General features: G+C 38.4%; 17 protein-coding genes. 5 read left to right on the top strand and 12 right to left on the bottom strand.

Going from position 1 to position 16918, the window contains the following annotated elements:
- Nucleotides 1-22: 22 nt before the first annotated feature.
- The 12 genes from OA84_RS07245 to OA84_RS07190 form a co-directional block, all read right to left on the bottom strand.
- Nucleotides 23-1441 carry a sensor histidine kinase gene (locus OA84_RS07245; RefSeq protein WP_169743482.1) on the bottom strand — a complete coding sequence of 473 codons (1419 nt, stop codon included), beginning with the start codon at nt 1439-1441 and terminating at the stop codon, nt 23-25.
- 161 nt (nt 1442-1602) lie between these two features.
- The gene (locus OA84_RS07240) at nt 1603-2550 is read right to left on the bottom strand and encodes an electron transfer flavoprotein subunit alpha/FixB family protein (protein ID WP_039344213.1); all 948 of its coding nucleotides are present in this window, start codon (nt 2548-2550) and stop codon (nt 1603-1605) included.
- A 25-nt stretch (nt 2551-2575) separates the two neighbouring features.
- Nucleotides 2576-3319, bottom strand: a complete 744-nt coding sequence (locus tag OA84_RS07235) for an electron transfer flavoprotein subunit beta/FixA family protein (RefSeq protein WP_039344212.1) — start codon at nt 3317-3319, stop codon at nt 2576-2578.
- A 92-nt stretch (nt 3320-3411) separates the two neighbouring features.
- Nucleotides 3412-4116: an SDR family oxidoreductase gene (locus OA84_RS07230; protein WP_039344210.1), complete on the bottom strand. Its 705-nt coding sequence runs from the start codon at nt 4114-4116 to the stop codon at nt 3412-3414.
- Nucleotides 4117-4240: 124 nt separating this feature from the next.
- Entirely contained in the window at nt 4241-5623 is a 1383-nt protein-coding gene (locus OA84_RS07225) for a dipeptidase (RefSeq protein ID WP_039344208.1), read from the bottom strand.
- A gap of 98 nt (nt 5624-5721) precedes the next feature.
- Nucleotides 5722-6009 (bottom strand): hypothetical protein, encoded by a 288-nt coding sequence (locus OA84_RS11220; RefSeq protein WP_052252144.1) that lies wholly within the window; start codon nt 6007-6009, stop codon nt 5722-5724.
- Between the two features lie 88 nt (nt 6010-6097).
- Entirely contained in the window at nt 6098-7252 is a 1155-nt protein-coding gene (locus tag OA84_RS07215; RefSeq protein ID WP_039344207.1) for a THUMP-like domain-containing protein, read from the bottom strand.
- Between the two features lie 22 nt (nt 7253-7274).
- Nucleotides 7275-8438, bottom strand: a complete 1164-nt coding sequence (locus tag OA84_RS07210) for a methylmalonyl-CoA mutase family protein (protein ID WP_039344206.1) — start codon at nt 8436-8438, stop codon at nt 7275-7277.
- A 59-nt stretch (nt 8439-8497) separates the two neighbouring features.
- Nucleotides 8498-8848, bottom strand: a complete 351-nt coding sequence (locus tag OA84_RS07205; RefSeq protein ID WP_039344205.1) for an FtsB family cell division protein — start codon at nt 8846-8848, stop codon at nt 8498-8500.
- 3 nt (nt 8849-8851) lie between these two features.
- On the bottom strand, nt 8852-9487 hold the full coding sequence (udk, locus tag OA84_RS07200; protein ID WP_394332718.1) for a uridine kinase: 636 nt from the start codon (nt 9485-9487) through the stop codon (nt 8852-8854).
- A gap of 40 nt (nt 9488-9527) precedes the next feature.
- Complete coding sequence (locus OA84_RS07195; protein WP_156965067.1) at nt 9528-10097, bottom strand: SanA/YdcF family protein; 570 nt, start codon at nt 10095-10097, stop codon at nt 9528-9530.
- A 69-nt stretch (nt 10098-10166) separates the two neighbouring features.
- A complete protein-coding gene (locus tag OA84_RS07190) occupies nt 10167-11291 on the bottom strand; it encodes a 2Fe-2S iron-sulfur cluster-binding protein (RefSeq protein WP_039344202.1) in 1125 nt (374 codons plus the stop codon).
- A gap of 32 nt (nt 11292-11323) precedes the next feature.
- Here OA84_RS07190 and OA84_RS07185 point away from each other — a divergent pair, with 32 nt between their 5' ends.
- The 5 genes from OA84_RS07185 (at nt 11324) to OA84_RS07165 (ending at nt 16915) form a co-directional block, all read left to right on the top strand.
- Nucleotides 11324-11893: a TlpA family protein disulfide reductase gene (locus OA84_RS07185; RefSeq protein WP_039344201.1), complete on the top strand. Its 570-nt coding sequence runs from the start codon at nt 11324-11326 to the stop codon at nt 11891-11893.
- 79 nt (nt 11894-11972) lie between these two features.
- Nucleotides 11973-12947, top strand: coding sequence for an iron ABC transporter permease (locus tag OA84_RS07180; protein ID WP_039344200.1), 975 nt, complete (start codon nt 11973-11975; stop codon nt 12945-12947).
- Nucleotides 12948-12972: 25 nt separating this feature from the next.
- Nucleotides 12973-13896 carry an ABC transporter ATP-binding protein gene (locus tag OA84_RS07175; RefSeq protein WP_039344198.1) on the top strand — a complete coding sequence of 308 codons (924 nt, stop codon included), beginning with the start codon at nt 12973-12975 and terminating at the stop codon, nt 13894-13896.
- 166 nt (nt 13897-14062) lie between these two features.
- A complete protein-coding gene (locus tag OA84_RS07170) occupies nt 14063-14515 on the top strand; it encodes a MarR family winged helix-turn-helix transcriptional regulator (RefSeq protein ID WP_039344197.1) in 453 nt (150 codons plus the stop codon).
- Between the two features lie 6 nt (nt 14516-14521).
- Nucleotides 14522-16915, top strand: a complete 2394-nt coding sequence (locus OA84_RS07165; RefSeq protein ID WP_039344195.1) for a 3-hydroxyacyl-CoA dehydrogenase/enoyl-CoA hydratase family protein — start codon at nt 14522-14524, stop codon at nt 16913-16915.
- Nucleotides 16916-16918: the final 3 nt, after the last annotated feature.

Here is a 16918-nt window from a genome sequence, read left to right as displayed (position 1 = left end):
CAAATATAATTGATTTTTTAGATTAAGAATTTTTTTTCGCGGTTTTTAATGCATTTTTGGCGGAATTTTCCGCTTCTGAGTCTTCCGGAAACTGGTTTAAATTAACGGTAATCATAAACTGCGTGCCCGCTGGACTGCTTTCCCTTTTCAGCCTCGCATTTAAAAATCGTACACGCGAAAGAATATTGCTGAGTCCAATTCCGTTGGAAACGGCATGCACATCAAAGCCTTTTCCGTCGTCTTTTACGGTAATCATCAAGTACGGCTCGTTATATAAAATTTCAACGCTGGCGGTTTTTGCTTCGGAATGTTTTACAACGTTATTCAGCAATTCCTGAATGATCCGGTAAACATGAATTTCAGTCTTTTTAGCAAGTTCCAGTTCCTCTTCGGGGAAGGTAAAATCTATTTTGATGTGATACAGCTGTTCAATGTTTTTACAGAGGATTTCTGTAGCGCCAAAAAGACCAAAATTAGCAATTGAAGACGGCGAAAGATTGTGAGAAATTTCGCGGATCTGCCGGCAGGATTTATCAATGGTGACTAAAATATCGTCTAAAAGTTCGGTTTTTTCCGAAATTCTATTTTCGACTTTTAAATTGTTCAAATTATATTTTATTGCCGACAGATCGCCCGCAATTCCATCGTGAAGTTCCTGTGCTAAACGTTTTCTTTCGGTTTCTTCACCTTCAAGCAAGCCCTGAAGTTTCGTAATATGCTGCTGATGTTTATGGCGCGTCACCAAATTTCGTACGCGGTTTCTTTCATCATTAATGAGTTTCACTTTATAAGCGAGCCCGAGGCTAAAAAATATGGTTTCAATGGCAATTCCGGTGTAAAAAAAGGCCATCGGAAGAGGAATATTTAGCGACGGAACAAAACTTCCGATAAAGGAAGTCAGCGCAAAAGCTACGTACGCGCAAACCCCAATGAGAAAAAAATGCTTGTGTTTGTCGGAATATTTTGAAGCTTTTATCACCGTAATCACAAATATCGTCAGCATGATCGGCAAATACAGGAAAGTGTACAGCGAAATATACAGATCGGAGTCTGTTAAGTAATACGTGATAATGCCGAAAACGAAAAAAAACAGCAATAAAGCCCGTAAAATTTTCACCACCGTGAAAAAATATTTCCTCGTTAGTCGGTTTAAATCCAGAAAATGAAGGGCAAAAAGCGAGTAAAAATGGTAAAAGATAATCTGAATAAAAAAGTTCAGAATATGCGTAAATACCTCGGCATTTCTAAAACCAAGAAAATCTGCCACCCAATATTCAAAAGTGAAGTACGTATAATCGTCGCGCGTTAACAGATACAACAGCAGAAAACTGTTGTAAAGCATGTAATATCTGAAAGTTTTGTCGCGCAGATAGGCGAAAATTACACTGCTTAAAATAATAAACAATATCTGGAATGAAATTGCCATATTCCAAACGAACATGCCCATTGTTTATATTTAATCAGTTAATATATTTGCTTCTTTAGTAAATGTACTATTTTTTTAGCAATAGTAAAAAAAACCTATTTTTAACCGGATATTTTTAAGCACAAAAAACGCCGGAGCAATTCCAGCGTTTTATTCATTATTTGAAATGGAATTTTTTAGCCTTTTAAAGCCTTAATTTTTGCATTTAATTCCGGTATAATCTGGAAAGCATCCCCAACTACTCCATAATCCGCAGATTTGAAGAACGGTGCTTCCGCATCATTATTTATCACCACGATGGTTTTTGAAGAGTTCACCCCAGCTAAATGCTGGATCGCACCCGAAATACCAACGGCGATATAAAGATTTGGTGAAATTGCTTTTCCGGTCTGGCCCACGTGCTCAGAGTGAGGACGCCATCCGATATCCGAAACAGGTTTTGAACAAGCCGTAGCTGCACCTAAAGTTGCTGCTAAATCTTCAATCATTCCCCAGTTTTCCGGACCTTTCATTCCACGACCGGCAGAAACTACGACTTCCGCTTCTTTCAAGTCCAGTTTTCCGGAGCTTTGTTCATGCGACAAGACTTTGGTGTCTTCATTAGTTACTGCTAAATCTTTAACTTCTTCGGAACCTGCAACCGGATTTTCTTTCACGCCGAAAGCGTTTTGAGAAACCGTTACGATTACACCGGAAGCATCAGCTTTTGCGTGCATCACGCCTTTACCGGAAAACGCACGTCTTTTTACCTGAAAAGGTGAAAGACTTTCCGGAGTTTCCAAAGCGTTGGTGATTAAGGAAAAATCTTTCATCACCGCCAGCATTGGTGCTACCGAAGAAGCGTCTGTGGTGTGAGGAAATACGATAATGTTGCCGTCTGCCACTTCATTCATTGCCTGTGCGTAAGCTTTTGCGCTGAAATTTTTCAGACCTTCATCCTTAATATTTATTACTTTTTCCGCGCCATATTTATATAATAGCTCGGAAGAGTCGGTTGGGTTTATTGAAACCGCAGTTACAGACTCGCCGTTTTTCTCAGCGATTGATTTTGCGTAAGAAACTGCTTCAAAAGCTGCCTTTTTGTAAATACCGTTTATATTTTCAGCGTATACGAATATTGCCATTTTAGGTGTTTTTAAAAATTTAAAATTAAATTACTTTCGCTTCTTCGTGAAGTAATCTTACCAGTTCGTCCAGGTTGTCCGCAGAAATCATTTTCACCGCAGCTCTTGCCGGAACTGAATCGTACGAAACCGCTTCAACACGAACTTCAGTGCTTACGGGCTCCAAAACCTGCAAAGGTTTGGTTCTTGCCGACATAATTCCGCGCATGTTAGGAATAATCAGGTCTTTTTCATCAACCATACCTTTCTGTCCCGCGATAACCGCCGGAAGTTTTACCGAAATGGTTTCTTTACCACCCTCAATCTCACGGATTGCAGTTGCTTCAGCACCGTTAACTTCTAAACCAACACATGCATTAACAAAAGGCTGGTCTAATAATTGTGCAACCATCCCCGGAACTGAACCGCCATTATAATCGATAGACTCTTTGCCACAAAGAATAAGGTCATAATTGCCGTCTTTAGCAACATTTGCAATTTCTTTAGCTACAGAAAAGCTGTCTTTTGGCTCCGTATTTATGCGGATTGCATCATTTGCACCAATTGCCAAAGCTTTTCGGATCACTGCTTCGGTAGAAGCTTCACCAACATTTAAAACTGTTACTGTAGCACCACTTGCCTGCAATTTAATGGCTTTTGTAAGCGCAAATTCATCCAACGGATTAATCACCCACTGAATGCCGTTTTTGTCAAAAGCAGTTTTATCTGCTGTAAAATTAATTTTAGACGTAGTATCTGGAACACTACTGATACAAACTAATATTTTCATGTGCGAATATTTTTGTTTTAAGTTCTGCTAAGATAAATAAAAAATATATTATGCATGCATAGTACATTTAATATTTAATATTGGTTACATAATTAACTGTTTGGCTTTGAAGGTCTAATTTCAATCTTGCTTGGTAAGGTGCGCGGATTCATTTTTAAAATATCCAAAACCAACTGTCCGATGTCTTCCGGCTGAATTTTCCAGCTGTCGGCATCGGACGGGGTGTGGCCGTTAAAGTGAGTTGCAACAGAACCGGGCATAATGGTAGAAACTTTGATATTATATTTTCGAAGATCTATCATTGCGGCTTGTGTAAAACCGACCGCACCAAATTTCGAAGCATTATAACCCGCACCTTTTTCGAAAAAATTAGTGCCTGCAAGGCTGGAAATTGTGATAAAATAACCTTCAGATTTTTTCAGTTCTTCCACCGAAGCTTTCAGCGTATGGAAAATTCCGTTCAGGTTGGTGTCAATCATCGCAGACCAATCCTCCAGCGAAAGTTCATCAACCGGCTTGAAAATCCCCACTCCTGCATTCGCGATAACGTAATCAATTCTGCCAAATTTATTAATGATTTCCGCGACGGCTTTTTCTTCATCTTCAAAATTTCGAACGTTGGAACTCAAACCAAAAACCGGAGCATCAGCTGATGACAATTCTGCAGCAACATTCAGCGCATCGTCATTATTTCTTGCTGAAATTGCCACGGTAATTCCATGATCGTGCAGCACTTGCGCAATTCCCAAACCGATTCCTTTTGTTCCACCTGTTATATAAGCGACTTTATTTTCCATTATATTTTAATTTTTTAAAATTTAAAAATTGCCGTTTTAAAGGCTTATTTTTTAATTATTTCTGAATAACTATTATCTTTCTAAAAGAGAAAAAAACGCCCAAAAGAGGCGTTTTTTTTCAAAATTATCCTTTCGCATAATTTTCGAAGAACAGCGGAATGCTTTCAATTCCTTTGTAGAAATTGTACAAACCGTAATGTTCATTTGGCGAATGTATCGCGTCGGAATCTAAACCAAAGCCCATCAATACCGATTTTGAACCTAAAACTTCTTCAAACATTGCTGTAATCGGGATACTTCCACCACTTCTATACGGTAAAACTTCTTTACCAAAAGCAGTTTCCATGGCTTTTTTCGCGGCAGCAAATTCTTTGGTGTCGCTAGGCAAAACGTATGGCATGCCACCGTGATGTGGTGTAACTTTTACTTTCACGTTGTCTGGCGCAATTTTGTTGAAATAAGCAGTAAATTTTTCGGTGATTTCGTCCGGAGTCTGGTACGGGACCAAACGCATTGAGATTTTCGCAAATGCTTTGGACGGAATTACAGTTTTGGCGCCTTCACCGATATAACCGCCCCAAATTCCGTTGCAGTCTAAAGTCGGTCTGATGGAAGTTCTTTCTAAAGTGGTGAAACCTGTCTCGCCTTCCACTCCACTCAAACCAATTGATTTTTTAAAGCTTTCCGGATCGTCTTTCAGTTTGTTCATTTCGGCGCGCTCGTCCGTAGAAACCTCTTCCACATTATCGTAAAAACCATCGATTTTAATATGACCGTTTTCGTCGATTAAATCTGCAATCATTCTAGACAACACGTGAATTGGATTTGGTACCGCGCCACCATAAAGCCCGGAATGCAGATCGCGGTTCGGACCTTCAACTTCAACTTCAACATAACTTAAACCTCGCAAACCGGTTGTAACAGTTGGTTGATCATTAGAATAAATATGCGTATCGGAAATTAAAATAACATCACATGATAATTTCTCTTTATTTTCTTTAACAAAACCTTCAAGATTTTTGGAGCCAACTTCCTCTTCGCCTTCGAAAACAAATTTCACGTTACAAGGCAAAGTATTGGTTTTCATCATGGCTTCAAAAGCTTTGATGTGCATGAAAAACTGGCCCTTGTCATCCGCAGAACCGCGCGCGAAAATAGCGCCTTCAGGGTGAAGTTCGGTTTTTTCAATATAAGGCTCGAAAGGTGGTTTTTTCCAAAGCTCAAGCGGATCCGGCGGCTGCACATCGTAATGACCGTAAACAAGAACCGTCGGCAAAGATTTATCGGTGATTTTTTCGCCGTAAACAATCGGGTAACCTTTTGTAGGACAAACTTCCACGGCATCTGCCCCGGCTTCTTTCAAGAAAGTGGCAACTTCATCAGCACATTTCAGCACTTCACCTTTATAAGCTGGATCGGCGCTGATGGAAGCAATTTTCAGCAACTCGAAAAGTTCATCTACGTAGCGCTGCTTATTTTCCTGAATGTAATTTAATGTTTCCTGCATTATATTTTTATTAAATTTTTAATGTTTCACGAATCTTGTAAAAATAAAAAAAATGTCCTGCAGAAGCAAGACATTTCCTTAATATATTCCAATAATGGTTATTTCGTTTCTGTAGCAGCAGGTTCTGCGGGCGTTGTCTGCTGTGTGCTGTCTTTTGAGATTTCCACTGCGCCGATAGTCGCAGTTCGCAAAGAATCACCTGCCGGAAGTTCTGCTGTGGTTTTGGTGCTTTTCACCGCGGTAGATGGCGTATTGGTCACCATATCGTAACCGTAATGCTCCGTACCTTCCTCCATCTGCAAAATTGCCTTGTTGCCGCCTGGCTGAATTTTCTGGCAACTCATCGCCAAACCCGCTATTGCAACGCCTAAAATTACTTTTTTCATATCTACTTGATTAAGATGTATCTTTAAAAAATTTGCTGCTCCAAAAGTATGAAATATTACCATTTTGCCCAAGAAATTTCAGGTTTTTCTAAAAAGACCTAAAAATAATTTTATTTTTCTGCGTTTGGGTGAAAATTAAATAGCGGCTGCCGCCATCTTTAATTTTGTATTTCTTTTTAATTTCTTCCGGCGAAAGCGGGTGATTTTTAGAAATTATATTGAAGCTTTCCCCTTTTTTTATTTGCTTGGAATCAATGATTTCGACTTCTAAAACTCTTCCCGGAAAATTTTCGATTAAATCATCTGATGTGTAAAAATGCGTGTTTGGTGCAAGTTTAAGCATATTTAGTTTTTCAGATAAAATATTAAAACCACCCGATTTTAAAACCGCGTTATTCGGGATGTATATATATTTTGATGGTTCTGAAAAAGCTGAAACTGCCGATTTTTCTTCGTCATAATTAAATGAAAAATTTGCGTCTTCGCTTTCTAAATTAGTACAAATTATTTCCGGTGAAACCAAATTTTTTTCCGGCTCCAAAACAACCAAAAGTTCCTTTACTTCATTTCTAACTGCGATAATCTGAATTTCCGAAATATTTTTCAACACCGAAATCAGATAAGAAATATCGATTAACGGTGAAAGTTTCACCAAAATTTTTGGCGCTATTTTGAGCAGATTTTCCTGAATTTCTAAAAGGTTCGGCGACAGTTCTTCGAGCAGAAATTTTTTGTTTTTCTGCGCGTCTCGTCGCGCCGGATCCAGATAAACCAAATCGAATTTCCGATGATTTTCCGCTATAAACTGTTCTAAAGAATTATTAAAAAAAACGGCCTTTTTGCCCAGAATTTTCCAATTATGCTTTACGATTTCAAGCAGTCCCGAATTTTGTTCCACCAAAATAATTTCATCGAAATGTTGGGAAAGAAAGTAAGCGTCAATTCCAAAACCTGAAGTTAAATCAACAAAGCTTTTCCCGGAAAGATTTTTAGCTTTAAATTCCGCCGTTGCTTGTGAAGACGCCTGTTCCAAATTTAAGTTCGGTGGAAAAATAACACCTTCTTTGAGCAAAAAATTAAATTTTTTCTGCGCAACTTTTTTACCTTTAATCTGCTGCACAATTTCCTGCATCGAAACCTCGGGAAACGGCGATTTTTTCAGCAATAAAGAATGCAAATCTGTGTTTAGATTTGCATTGATATAATCCTGTATTTCTATTTTAAGAATATTTTTTACCGCCAAAACAGCGCTTTTTTTCTAATTTTTATTCAAACATTTCCGCTAAACGAACCGCTTTAATTTCGCTTTTCGAATACATTTGTTCCGCAGATTTTTTCTTTTCAGATTTCGGATAAAGATTCACACCGATGATTTTTATTCTACCCTCTTCCACCCAATTTTGCTCTTTTACCGCGTGCTCATAAATCTGGTTTTGAATTTTTCCAGCTTGCAAAAGCTCGCAATAACCGCCATTTTCTTCCATTTCCAGAAAAGCTTGCCACGATTTTGTTGCGAGTTGCTGCGTGACATCTTCCACAAAATAACTGCTGTTTGCCGCGTCGTCGAAAACATTAATTATGCTTTCATACGCCAAAACGATTTGCTGTTTAAACGAAATTTCCTCGGAAACCGAATTGGATTTTTCAAGCTGATAATCGTTGCTGAAAACTGCGTCAGCACCACCAATCATGGCAGCGGAAAGTTCTAATGTAGAACGGATAAGGTTATTTTCAGCATCAGCTTTCGATTTATTTCTTAAGGTCGTTTCCGCAAAAATAAACGGAATTTCTTCTAAATTATACGCTTTGCTAAACTGAAAAAAAAGCAGCTTTAAAGCCCGAATTTTTGCAATTTCGAAAAAGTAATGGCTGCCGACAGCTACTTTGAAAACTAATTTTGATAGAATTTCCGCACCAAAAATTTCTACCACATCTTTAGCTTTTCCAAGCGCGAATGCAAGTTGCTGAATTATGGAAGCGCCAGCATTTTGCTGCAGCGAAATATCAATTGCAATATTTCTTTCGAAATTTTTTGCTAAAAGTTCTTTGCCCAATTGCTCATTAATTTCACCATTTTCACCGGAAAAAATATCGATGAGCGAAAAATAACGGTTGGTGTCTTCCAGCGAAATATGTTCAGCTAAATCGGCATTATTTACGAAAATTACTTTTTCGGTTAAATCTTCCACGTTTTCGTCGAGCAGAAAAGCGAAAACATTTTCTTCCGCACTTTCATGATATTTCGAAACTAGATGGGTCGATTCTTCAACTTTTGGTAAATTCGGTAACGGATTTTCAACCGTGTCGTAATATGGTTTTACGGTAATATTTTCTAGATTGTCTTTGGACAAAACCTTGTAAATATCGTCGGTTTTTAGCTGCTTTTTAACCAGATTTTCCCAATCCTGCAGCGCTACTTTTTCAAACATATTTTACTTTATAAATTCACAAAAAAACCGTCATTTTGCAGCCAAAAAATTGTTCTAATTTATTTTTTTACGGCATTCGCGCTGTCGACAACCAAAATAAAAATTTCTTCGTTCGGCTTTTTCATGAAATAATTTTCGCGCGCAAACTTTTCTTTTTCCTCCTTATTATTCATCAGCTTTTTGTAAAAATCGTCATTTTTCTTGTATTCTGACTGATAATAAGCAAGTTGGTCCTCATATTTATTGACTTCGCCGTTCAGTTCATTGATAACCAAAAACGACGTACTGTCGAAAAATACCATCCAAACCAAAAACAAAAAAATGGTCACAAAATATTTATTGATGACAAACTTTTGAAAGAATTTCATACCGGCTGATTTCGGCTTGATTTCTTTTATTAAATCTTCCATTTTTTAATGTGTTTTTTTCAGCGTATTGTTGATGACGGTGGAAAGAAAATCAATAGCTACCGTGTTTTGCTTCATATTCGGCACAATAAGGTCAGCTTCATTTTTCGATGGTTCAATAAATTCCTGATGCATCGGTTTCAAAGTCGTCTGATAACGGTGCAGAACTTCCTGCAAATCGCGACCTCTTTCCTGCGTATCACGGCGAATCCTGCGAATTAATCTTTCATCAGAATCCGCATGAACGAAAACTTTAAGATCATATTCTTTTAAAAGATCAGGATTCGTCAAAACCAAAATTCCTTCCACAATCAAAACATTTCTCGGTTCAATGGAAACATGATCACCGGTACGTGAATGTGTTACAAAAGAGTACAAAGGTTGGTCGATACTTTCGCCCATTTTCAGAGCTTTTACGTGTTTTATGAGCAATTCGAAATCTATAGATTTCGGATGATCGTAGTTCAGCATTTCCCTTTCAGACAAGGTAAGATGCTGGTTGTCATGGTAATAGTTATCCTGGGAAAGCACGTTTACACCTTCGGTATTGAGTTGCTGTAAAATTTTGTTGACTACAGTGGTTTTTCCGGAGCCGGTTCCGCCAGCAATTCCTATAACGAGCATAAATTTGTTTTTACAAATATAGGATTTTGCGCCAAATCTCCGCGGAAATCACCACAATTTACAGCTGATTTATCGGATCTTTTTCGATGTTGAAAATGTAATAAATCACCGCCACAACGCGAGCCAAAAATTCCCGTGACTGATTTCTGTAATAACTTTGATTTGCCAAAACGTCCTGCGCATCAAAGCTCAGCGCATTCATGCCGTTATTTCTGGCGTAAAACAAAGCGCGCAAATTGTGAAAACCCTGCGATACGATGATGACATTTTTTTCGTGATACACTTCCATGCAGTTTTTTATGCTTGCTTGGGTTTTAAAACCTTTTGGATCTTCAATAATAATATTCGCCGGGACGCCTTCCTGATAAACAAGGTAATTTTTCATCGCGGCGGGCTCGTCGTAACCACGGCTTTTTTCGCCGCTAACAATGACTTTCCGGATTTTTCCGTGATGGTATAGAAGCGCCGTGGCGTTCATCCTCGAAGTAAAATACGGATTGGAAAGTCCGGAGCGCATTTTTGGTGAAGTTCCCAAAACCAAAGCTGTTTCGCGCGGTGGGATTTTAGAAATTTTGGTATAAGTTCGTCCGTTGGTGACCGCGTAAACCCAAATGTTTGCGAGAATCATCAACAAAATTCCAATTTCTACCAAACTGAAAAATGATTTTATTATGTCTAAAATTTTCTTCAAACCACTTTAAACCAAATCGAAATTTACTTTAATTTTTTTACTTAAAACCACCGACATGCAGGCTAAAATTTTACCGGCTGATTCCTCCTTTTTTGTCAGATATTCATTTTCCAGCAATTCCACTTCGCCGTCTTCCAAAATGCATTCGCAGCTGCCGCAAATTCCGGATTTACAGGAATACGGCACCGGAAAACCCTGAATTAAAAGCTGCTGCAAAAGACGCATTTTATTATTTGCTAAAGTGGTTTCGTGGTGAATTCCCAGAAGTTTAAATCCAACTTCGATGTTTTCAAGCAAAGGAAATTCTTTTTCAACCGGAAAAATATCTTCGTTAAATTCTTCAAAAAGTTCAAAGTGAATATTTTTTTTCGGAATTCCGTATTTGTAGCAAGCGTTTGCCAAAGATTTTATCATTTCGCCTTTACCACAAATCAGCACTTCGTCCACGGCGTCCCAAATCGTGCTTTCTTCGTCGGTATCATCCAGCAAAAGAAATTGGTTAATGATAAGCGCAACTTTTTTTTCATCCAGTCTGCCTTCATAAATCCCGTTGCCGACTTTTTCTCGCGAAAAAAAATGATAAACTTCAAAACGGTCGTGATATTTAAATTTTAATTGTTCCAGTTCTTCACCAAAAGCAACATCTGCCGCGGTTTTGTTTCCATAAAACAGAAAAAGTCGCGTGCGTGGTTCGTTGTGCAAGATATTTTTAAAATGGCTTAAAATAGGTGTGATGCCGATGCCGCCGGCAAAACCAACAATTGTCCTGAATTCGTGTGGTTTTGAAACCAAAGTAAAACGCCCGCGCGGCACCGAAACTTCAACTTCTCCACCTACCTGAATATTTTCTATCAAGGTATTAACGGGACTTTCGTTGCTGTTGACCTTTATTCCTAAAGCGATTTTTTTTTCAAACGGCGCTGAAGTCATCGAAAAATCTTTCTGAATCCATTCGCCATTCCACAAAAATTTTACTGAAACATACTGGCCGGCTGCAAAACTGTATTTTGCTTTCAAGTCCGAAGGAATTTCAAATTCCAGCGAAAAGATGCTTTTGGTCAGTTGTTCCTTTTTCGTTAATTTTAGCCTGTGAAATTCTATTTGTCGGGCCTTAGATGAGAGATTTTCCATGATTTTAATGACTCAAAAATAACAAAAATAAAATGAAAAAAATCATTTCAAGCTTACTGCTTCTCACCATAATCGTGTCTTGTAACAAAGAAACGAAAGTCGAGGAAACCACAGATTCCAGCACCGTAGATTCCTCTGCAGTGGTGGTAAATGAAGTTAAAGAAGTAGCCCTACCATTCAATAAAGTCGAATGGACGCCGGAAGAAGCTTCGAAAATGCTGGGCAAACAAAATAATGACACTTTATATGTAACAAACTTTTTCGCAACCTGGTGTGGACCTTGTGTAAAAGAAATTCCGCATTTTAAAGCGAAAATGGCGGAGATGAAAGACCAAAAAGTAAAATTCACTTTTGTAAGTCTTGATGAGCGTTCGGATTGGGATGAAGTGGTACCTAAATTCGTAGAAAAATTTCAACTTTCACCGAACGTGGTGCTTTTGGACGGTTCTAAAATAACACCGGATTTCTTCCCAAAAAATTTCAAGAAATGGGACGGCGGCGCAATCCCGTTTACACTAATGAGAAAAGGCGATAAAACCGATGAAACTTTAGGTTCAATGAGCGAGGAAATGCTTACCGAAAAATTAAATTCTTTCAATTAATTCACCAATAATCGCAAAAGCCATTTTGAAAAAAAAGGCGGTTTTAACGGCAAATTTTTAAATTGAGAAATCTTCAGCAATGACCAAAGATTTTAAAATCCTGACTTTATTATTGGTCATTGGAATTATCGTTTCGCTTTTCGTGAATTTGAATATCGGATTTCTCAATTTAAATTTTTCTGATTTTTTCTCGTCAAGTTCTGCAAATTCACAAATTGCACAATTGCGCGTAAACCGGGTTATCGTAATGCTTTTGGCGGGCGTGGCAATACCAACTTCCGGTTTTTTGCTGCAGGAATATTTTCAAAATCCGCTGGCAGGACCGTCGGTTTTGGGAATTACGTCGGTTGCGAGTTTGAGCGTAGCGTTTTACATCTTTTTTTCGCAGGATTTTCTGCTGCCAGAATTCCTTCAAAACAGTTTTCTGAGTTTTTCCGCCATTACGGGAAGTTTAGTTTTAATGTTTATTTTGCTGGCTTTTTCGGGTAAATTTCAGGATAAATCTTTCCTCATCATTTTCGGATTTTTGGTTTCTGCTCTGGCGGGCGCCGTTGTTTCGATTTTGCAGTTTTACGCGGAAAACCAAAGCTTAAAAAACTATATTCTGTGGAGTTTTGGCGCTAATAATCAGGTTTCGCGAAGCCAGATTTATATTTTGGTAGCTATCGTTTTTTTTGGATTGATTTTAAGTTTTAAAAGCATAAAACCTTTAATCGGAAATTCTTTAGGTTCTGCGTATGCGCAAAGTTTAGGCGTGAACTTACGAAGCTTGAAATTTTTAATTATTATTGCCTCATCGCTCCTTTCCGCTTCTGTGACGGCGTTTTTAGGTCCAATTTTATTCATAGGGATTGTGGTTCCGCACTTTTCGCGTATGATTTACAATCCCGCAAAACTTTGGCAACAGTGGATTTTAAATATGCTTTTAGGAATTTTAATCATGGAATTTTTCTCCATCATTTCCGAAAGCACGCAATTTCCGTTGAATGTAATCACCTCGCTTTTCGGGATTCCGGTCATTTTAATGATGATGTTGAAAAGCAGAAAAATTTAGCCAAATAGCGCCGAAAAAATTAAAGATGTTTTTAGTAATAAAAAATGCCACGATCGGTTACCGGAAACCTTTAATCAAAGAGGTCAACACCTCTTTGGATTTGGGCGAAATCTGCTTATTGATCGGGAATAACGGCGTGGGTAAAACCACTTTGATTAAAAGTATTTTAAACCAAAATCGGCTGTTACAAGGCGAAATTTTTATTAATGGACAGAACATCAAAATCAGCACGCATCAGCAAATTGCGGAAAATACCACGGTTGTTTTTTCGAAGTCTGCAATTCCGCAAAATTATACACTGCGCGATTTAATTTCATTCGGAAAATATATTCATTATCCATACTATTTTGAACTAAATCGAGCTGACAAACAGGAAGTTGAAGAAATCATTAAAAGTTTAAATTTAAGCAGTTACGCTGATTTTCCGCTGCACGAACTGTCTGATGGAAATCTTCAAAAAGCATTTATTGGCCGCGCTTTGGCCCAAAACTCTCCTTTTATCATTCTGGATGAACCGACAACGCATTTGGACGAAGAAAACAAAATCATCATCCTGAAACTTCTTCGTAACCTGGCTAAAGCAAAAAACAAACTGATTCTTTTTTCCTCGCACGACTGGCGTTTGGCAAAAGAATTCGCAAACAAAATTTGGCTGCTGCACGACCAAAAAATTGAAGCCGGAATTGCGGAAGAAATTTTGCTGAAACATGACGAATTGCTGAATCCCGGACTTTTCGATTTTACAGAAAGTTTCATTCCACCGAAAATCGCAGCGCCGGATTTACACAAAGAAATGCTGTACTCTTTTCTGCAAAAAAACTTCCCAAAAAACCTTTCTGAACTTGAATTTACATTTCAGAACAGCATTTGGGTAATTTCCAGCGATGATTTACAAATAAACTGCGCATCTTTTACCGAAATCGGACAGTTCCTTTCAAAACGTTATTAATACTTGATTTTTTCAGCATTTTTAAAGTATTATGCATGCATAGTACTATGCAAATCATATCGATTAAAACGCTGAGCATCAACATTTAACAAATTATTAACTTCAGCGATATACTATGCATGCATAATATTTTCTATCTTTGGATTAAACCAGGTATTAAGATATTATGAACAAACCTACTGCTGATAAAGTTGAAAATGTAGATCTTATTTTGAAATCTACTTGGCTTGCCGTTTCGAAAATGTATTCGGAATTGGCGCAAGATCACGACGCGACCGCCGTACAGGCGCTTACCCTTTTAAAAATCGATCCGAAAGACGGTACGAGAAGCACGAATCTCGGACCGAAAATGGCGATTGAGCCTACTTCGCTGACGCGAATCATTAAGCTTTTGGAAGACAACGGCTACATCTACAAAGAGAAAACCACCACCGATAAACGCGAAGTTATTATAAAACTCACCGAAAAAGGTTTGAATTCACGAAATCTTTCAAAAGACGCGGTGGTAACCTTTAATAAAAAAGTTGCAGAAAAAATACCGGCTGAAAAGCTGGAAATTTTTAAAAACGTAATGAACGACATCTTGAAAATTGCAAACGAATTAAATAACAAAAAATAAAAATCAATGAAACGACGAATTAAACACGTAACGGTTCTCGGTTCAGGAATTATGGGGTCCGGTATTGCCGCACATTTCGCCAACATCGGTGTTCAGGTGCTTTTGCTGGATATTATTCCTTTTGAACTGACCGAAGCAGAGCTGAAAAAAGGTCTGACCAAAGATGATAAAATTGTAAGAAACAGAATTGCGACAGAGAATTTTGTGAAATTACAGAAATCCAGTCCGGCGCTTTTGTATTCACCGAAATTTGCGGAGAGAATTACGGTCGGGAATTTCGATGATGATTTGGAAAAAATTAAAAAAACCGATTGGATTATTGAAGTTGTGGTGGAAAGACTCGACATCAAAAAATCGGTTTATGAGAAAATTGAACAGCACAGAAAACCGGGAACTTTGGTTTCTTCAAACACTTCCGGAATTCCGATTCATTTTTTAATTGAAGGACGCAGCGAAGATTTCAAAAAATATTTTGCGGGAACGCATTTCTTTAATCCAGTTCGTTATTTGCCACTTTTAGAAGTTATTCCAACGCCCGAAACTGATCCTGAAATTATTAAATTTTACATGGAATATGGGGCAAAATTTCTGGGAAAAACCACGGTTTTAGCGAAAGACACGCCGGCATTTATTGCGAACAGAATCGGTGTTTTTTCGATGATGAATTTGCTGCATGAGATTAAAGGTTTAGGCTTAAGCGTTTCTGATATTGATAAACTTACCGGACCAATTATTGGCCGACCAAAATCTGCAACTTTCCGAACTGCAGATGTAGTTGGACTGGATACTTTGGTCATGGTTGCGAACGGCGTTCGTGAAAGTAATATGGAAGCGACCGAATATTACGACGTTTTCAAACTTCCGGATTACGTACAGCAAATGGTAGAAAACAAATGGTTGGGTTCTAAATCTCAACAAGGTTTCTACAAAAAAATTAAAAACGCGGAAGGTAAATCGGAAATTCATGGGCTGAATTTAGACACCATGGAGTACGAACTTCAGGGAAAGTCTGAATTTCCAACGCTGGAGCTGACAAAAAATATCGATAAACCGATCGACCGATTTAAAGTTCTCATCGGCGGAAAAGATAAGGCTGCAGAATTATACCGAAAATCACTTGGTGCTTTGTTCGCGTATGTTTCGCATAAAGTTCCGGAAATTTCTGATGAAGTTTACAAAATTGATGATGCGATGCGTGCTGGTTTCGGTTGGGAAAATGGTCCTTTCGAAATTTGGGATGCTGTTGGCGTTCAAAAAGGAATTGAACTTGCCAAGGAAGCCGGTTATGAAGTTTCGGACTGGGTAAGAAATGTAGAATCTTTCTATAAAGTTAATGAGGAAGGTCAAAGCATTTACTTCGATAAAAATTCCGGCAATTACACCAATATTCCGGGACAGGAAGATTTCATCATTTTAGATAATATCAGAAAAAACAAAACGCTTTGGAGCAATTCCGGTTCTGCGATTCAGGATTTAGGCGACGGAATCATCAATTTTGAAATTCGGTCGAAAATGAATTCGCTTGGCGGTGAAGTTTTGGACGGTTTGAACCGCGCAATCGACCTCGCCGAAAAAGATTATGACGGTTTGGTAATCGGAAATCAAGGCGCAAATTTCTCCGTCGGAGCCAATTTAGCCATGATTTTAATGATGGCAATCGATCAGGATTGGGATGATTTGAATATGGCAATCGCCTACTTCCAGAAATCGATGATGCGCGTTCGTTATTCCTCAGTTCCTGTCATCGTTGCACCACACGGAATGACACTTGGTGGTGGTTGCGAAATGACGATGCACGCAGATCGCGTTGTTGCAGCAGCTGAAACCTATATCGGCTTGGTGGAAACCGGAGTTGGTGTAATTCCCGGCGGTGGTGGCACCAAAGAAATGGCGCTGAGAGTTTCAAGAGAATTCCACTCTGATGATGTTAAAAACAACAGATTACGCGATATGTTCATGAACATCGCGATGGGAAAGGTAGCGACTTCAGCCTACGAAGCTTACGACATGGGAATTTTGGAAGACCATAAAGACATCGTGGTGGTAAACAAAAACCGCCAGATTAAAACTGCAAAAATGCTGGCTTTAAGTTTAGCAGAACACGGTTATACACAGCCAATTGAACAGAAAGTAAAAGTTTTAGGTCGCGACGCGCTGGGAATGTTCCTGGTTGGAACAGACCAAATGTTAACCGGAAAATATATTTCGGAACACGATAAACTAATCGCGGATAAATTAGCCAACGTTCTTGTAGGTGGTAACCTTTCGGAACCAACCGTTGTCACCGAACAATATTTATTGAATCTTGAACGAGAAACTTTCTTACAGCTTTGCGGCGAAAGAAAAACTTTGGAAAGAATTCAGTTTATGTTGACGAAAGGAAAACCATTGAGAAATTAATTT

This window comes from Kaistella solincola, from assembly GCF_000812875.1.
GTDB lineage: Bacteria > Bacteroidota > Bacteroidia > Flavobacteriales > Weeksellaceae > Kaistella > Kaistella solincola.
The sequence above is the reverse complement of the archived record's forward strand: the minus strand, read 5'-3'. Positions and strand labels throughout refer to the sequence as shown.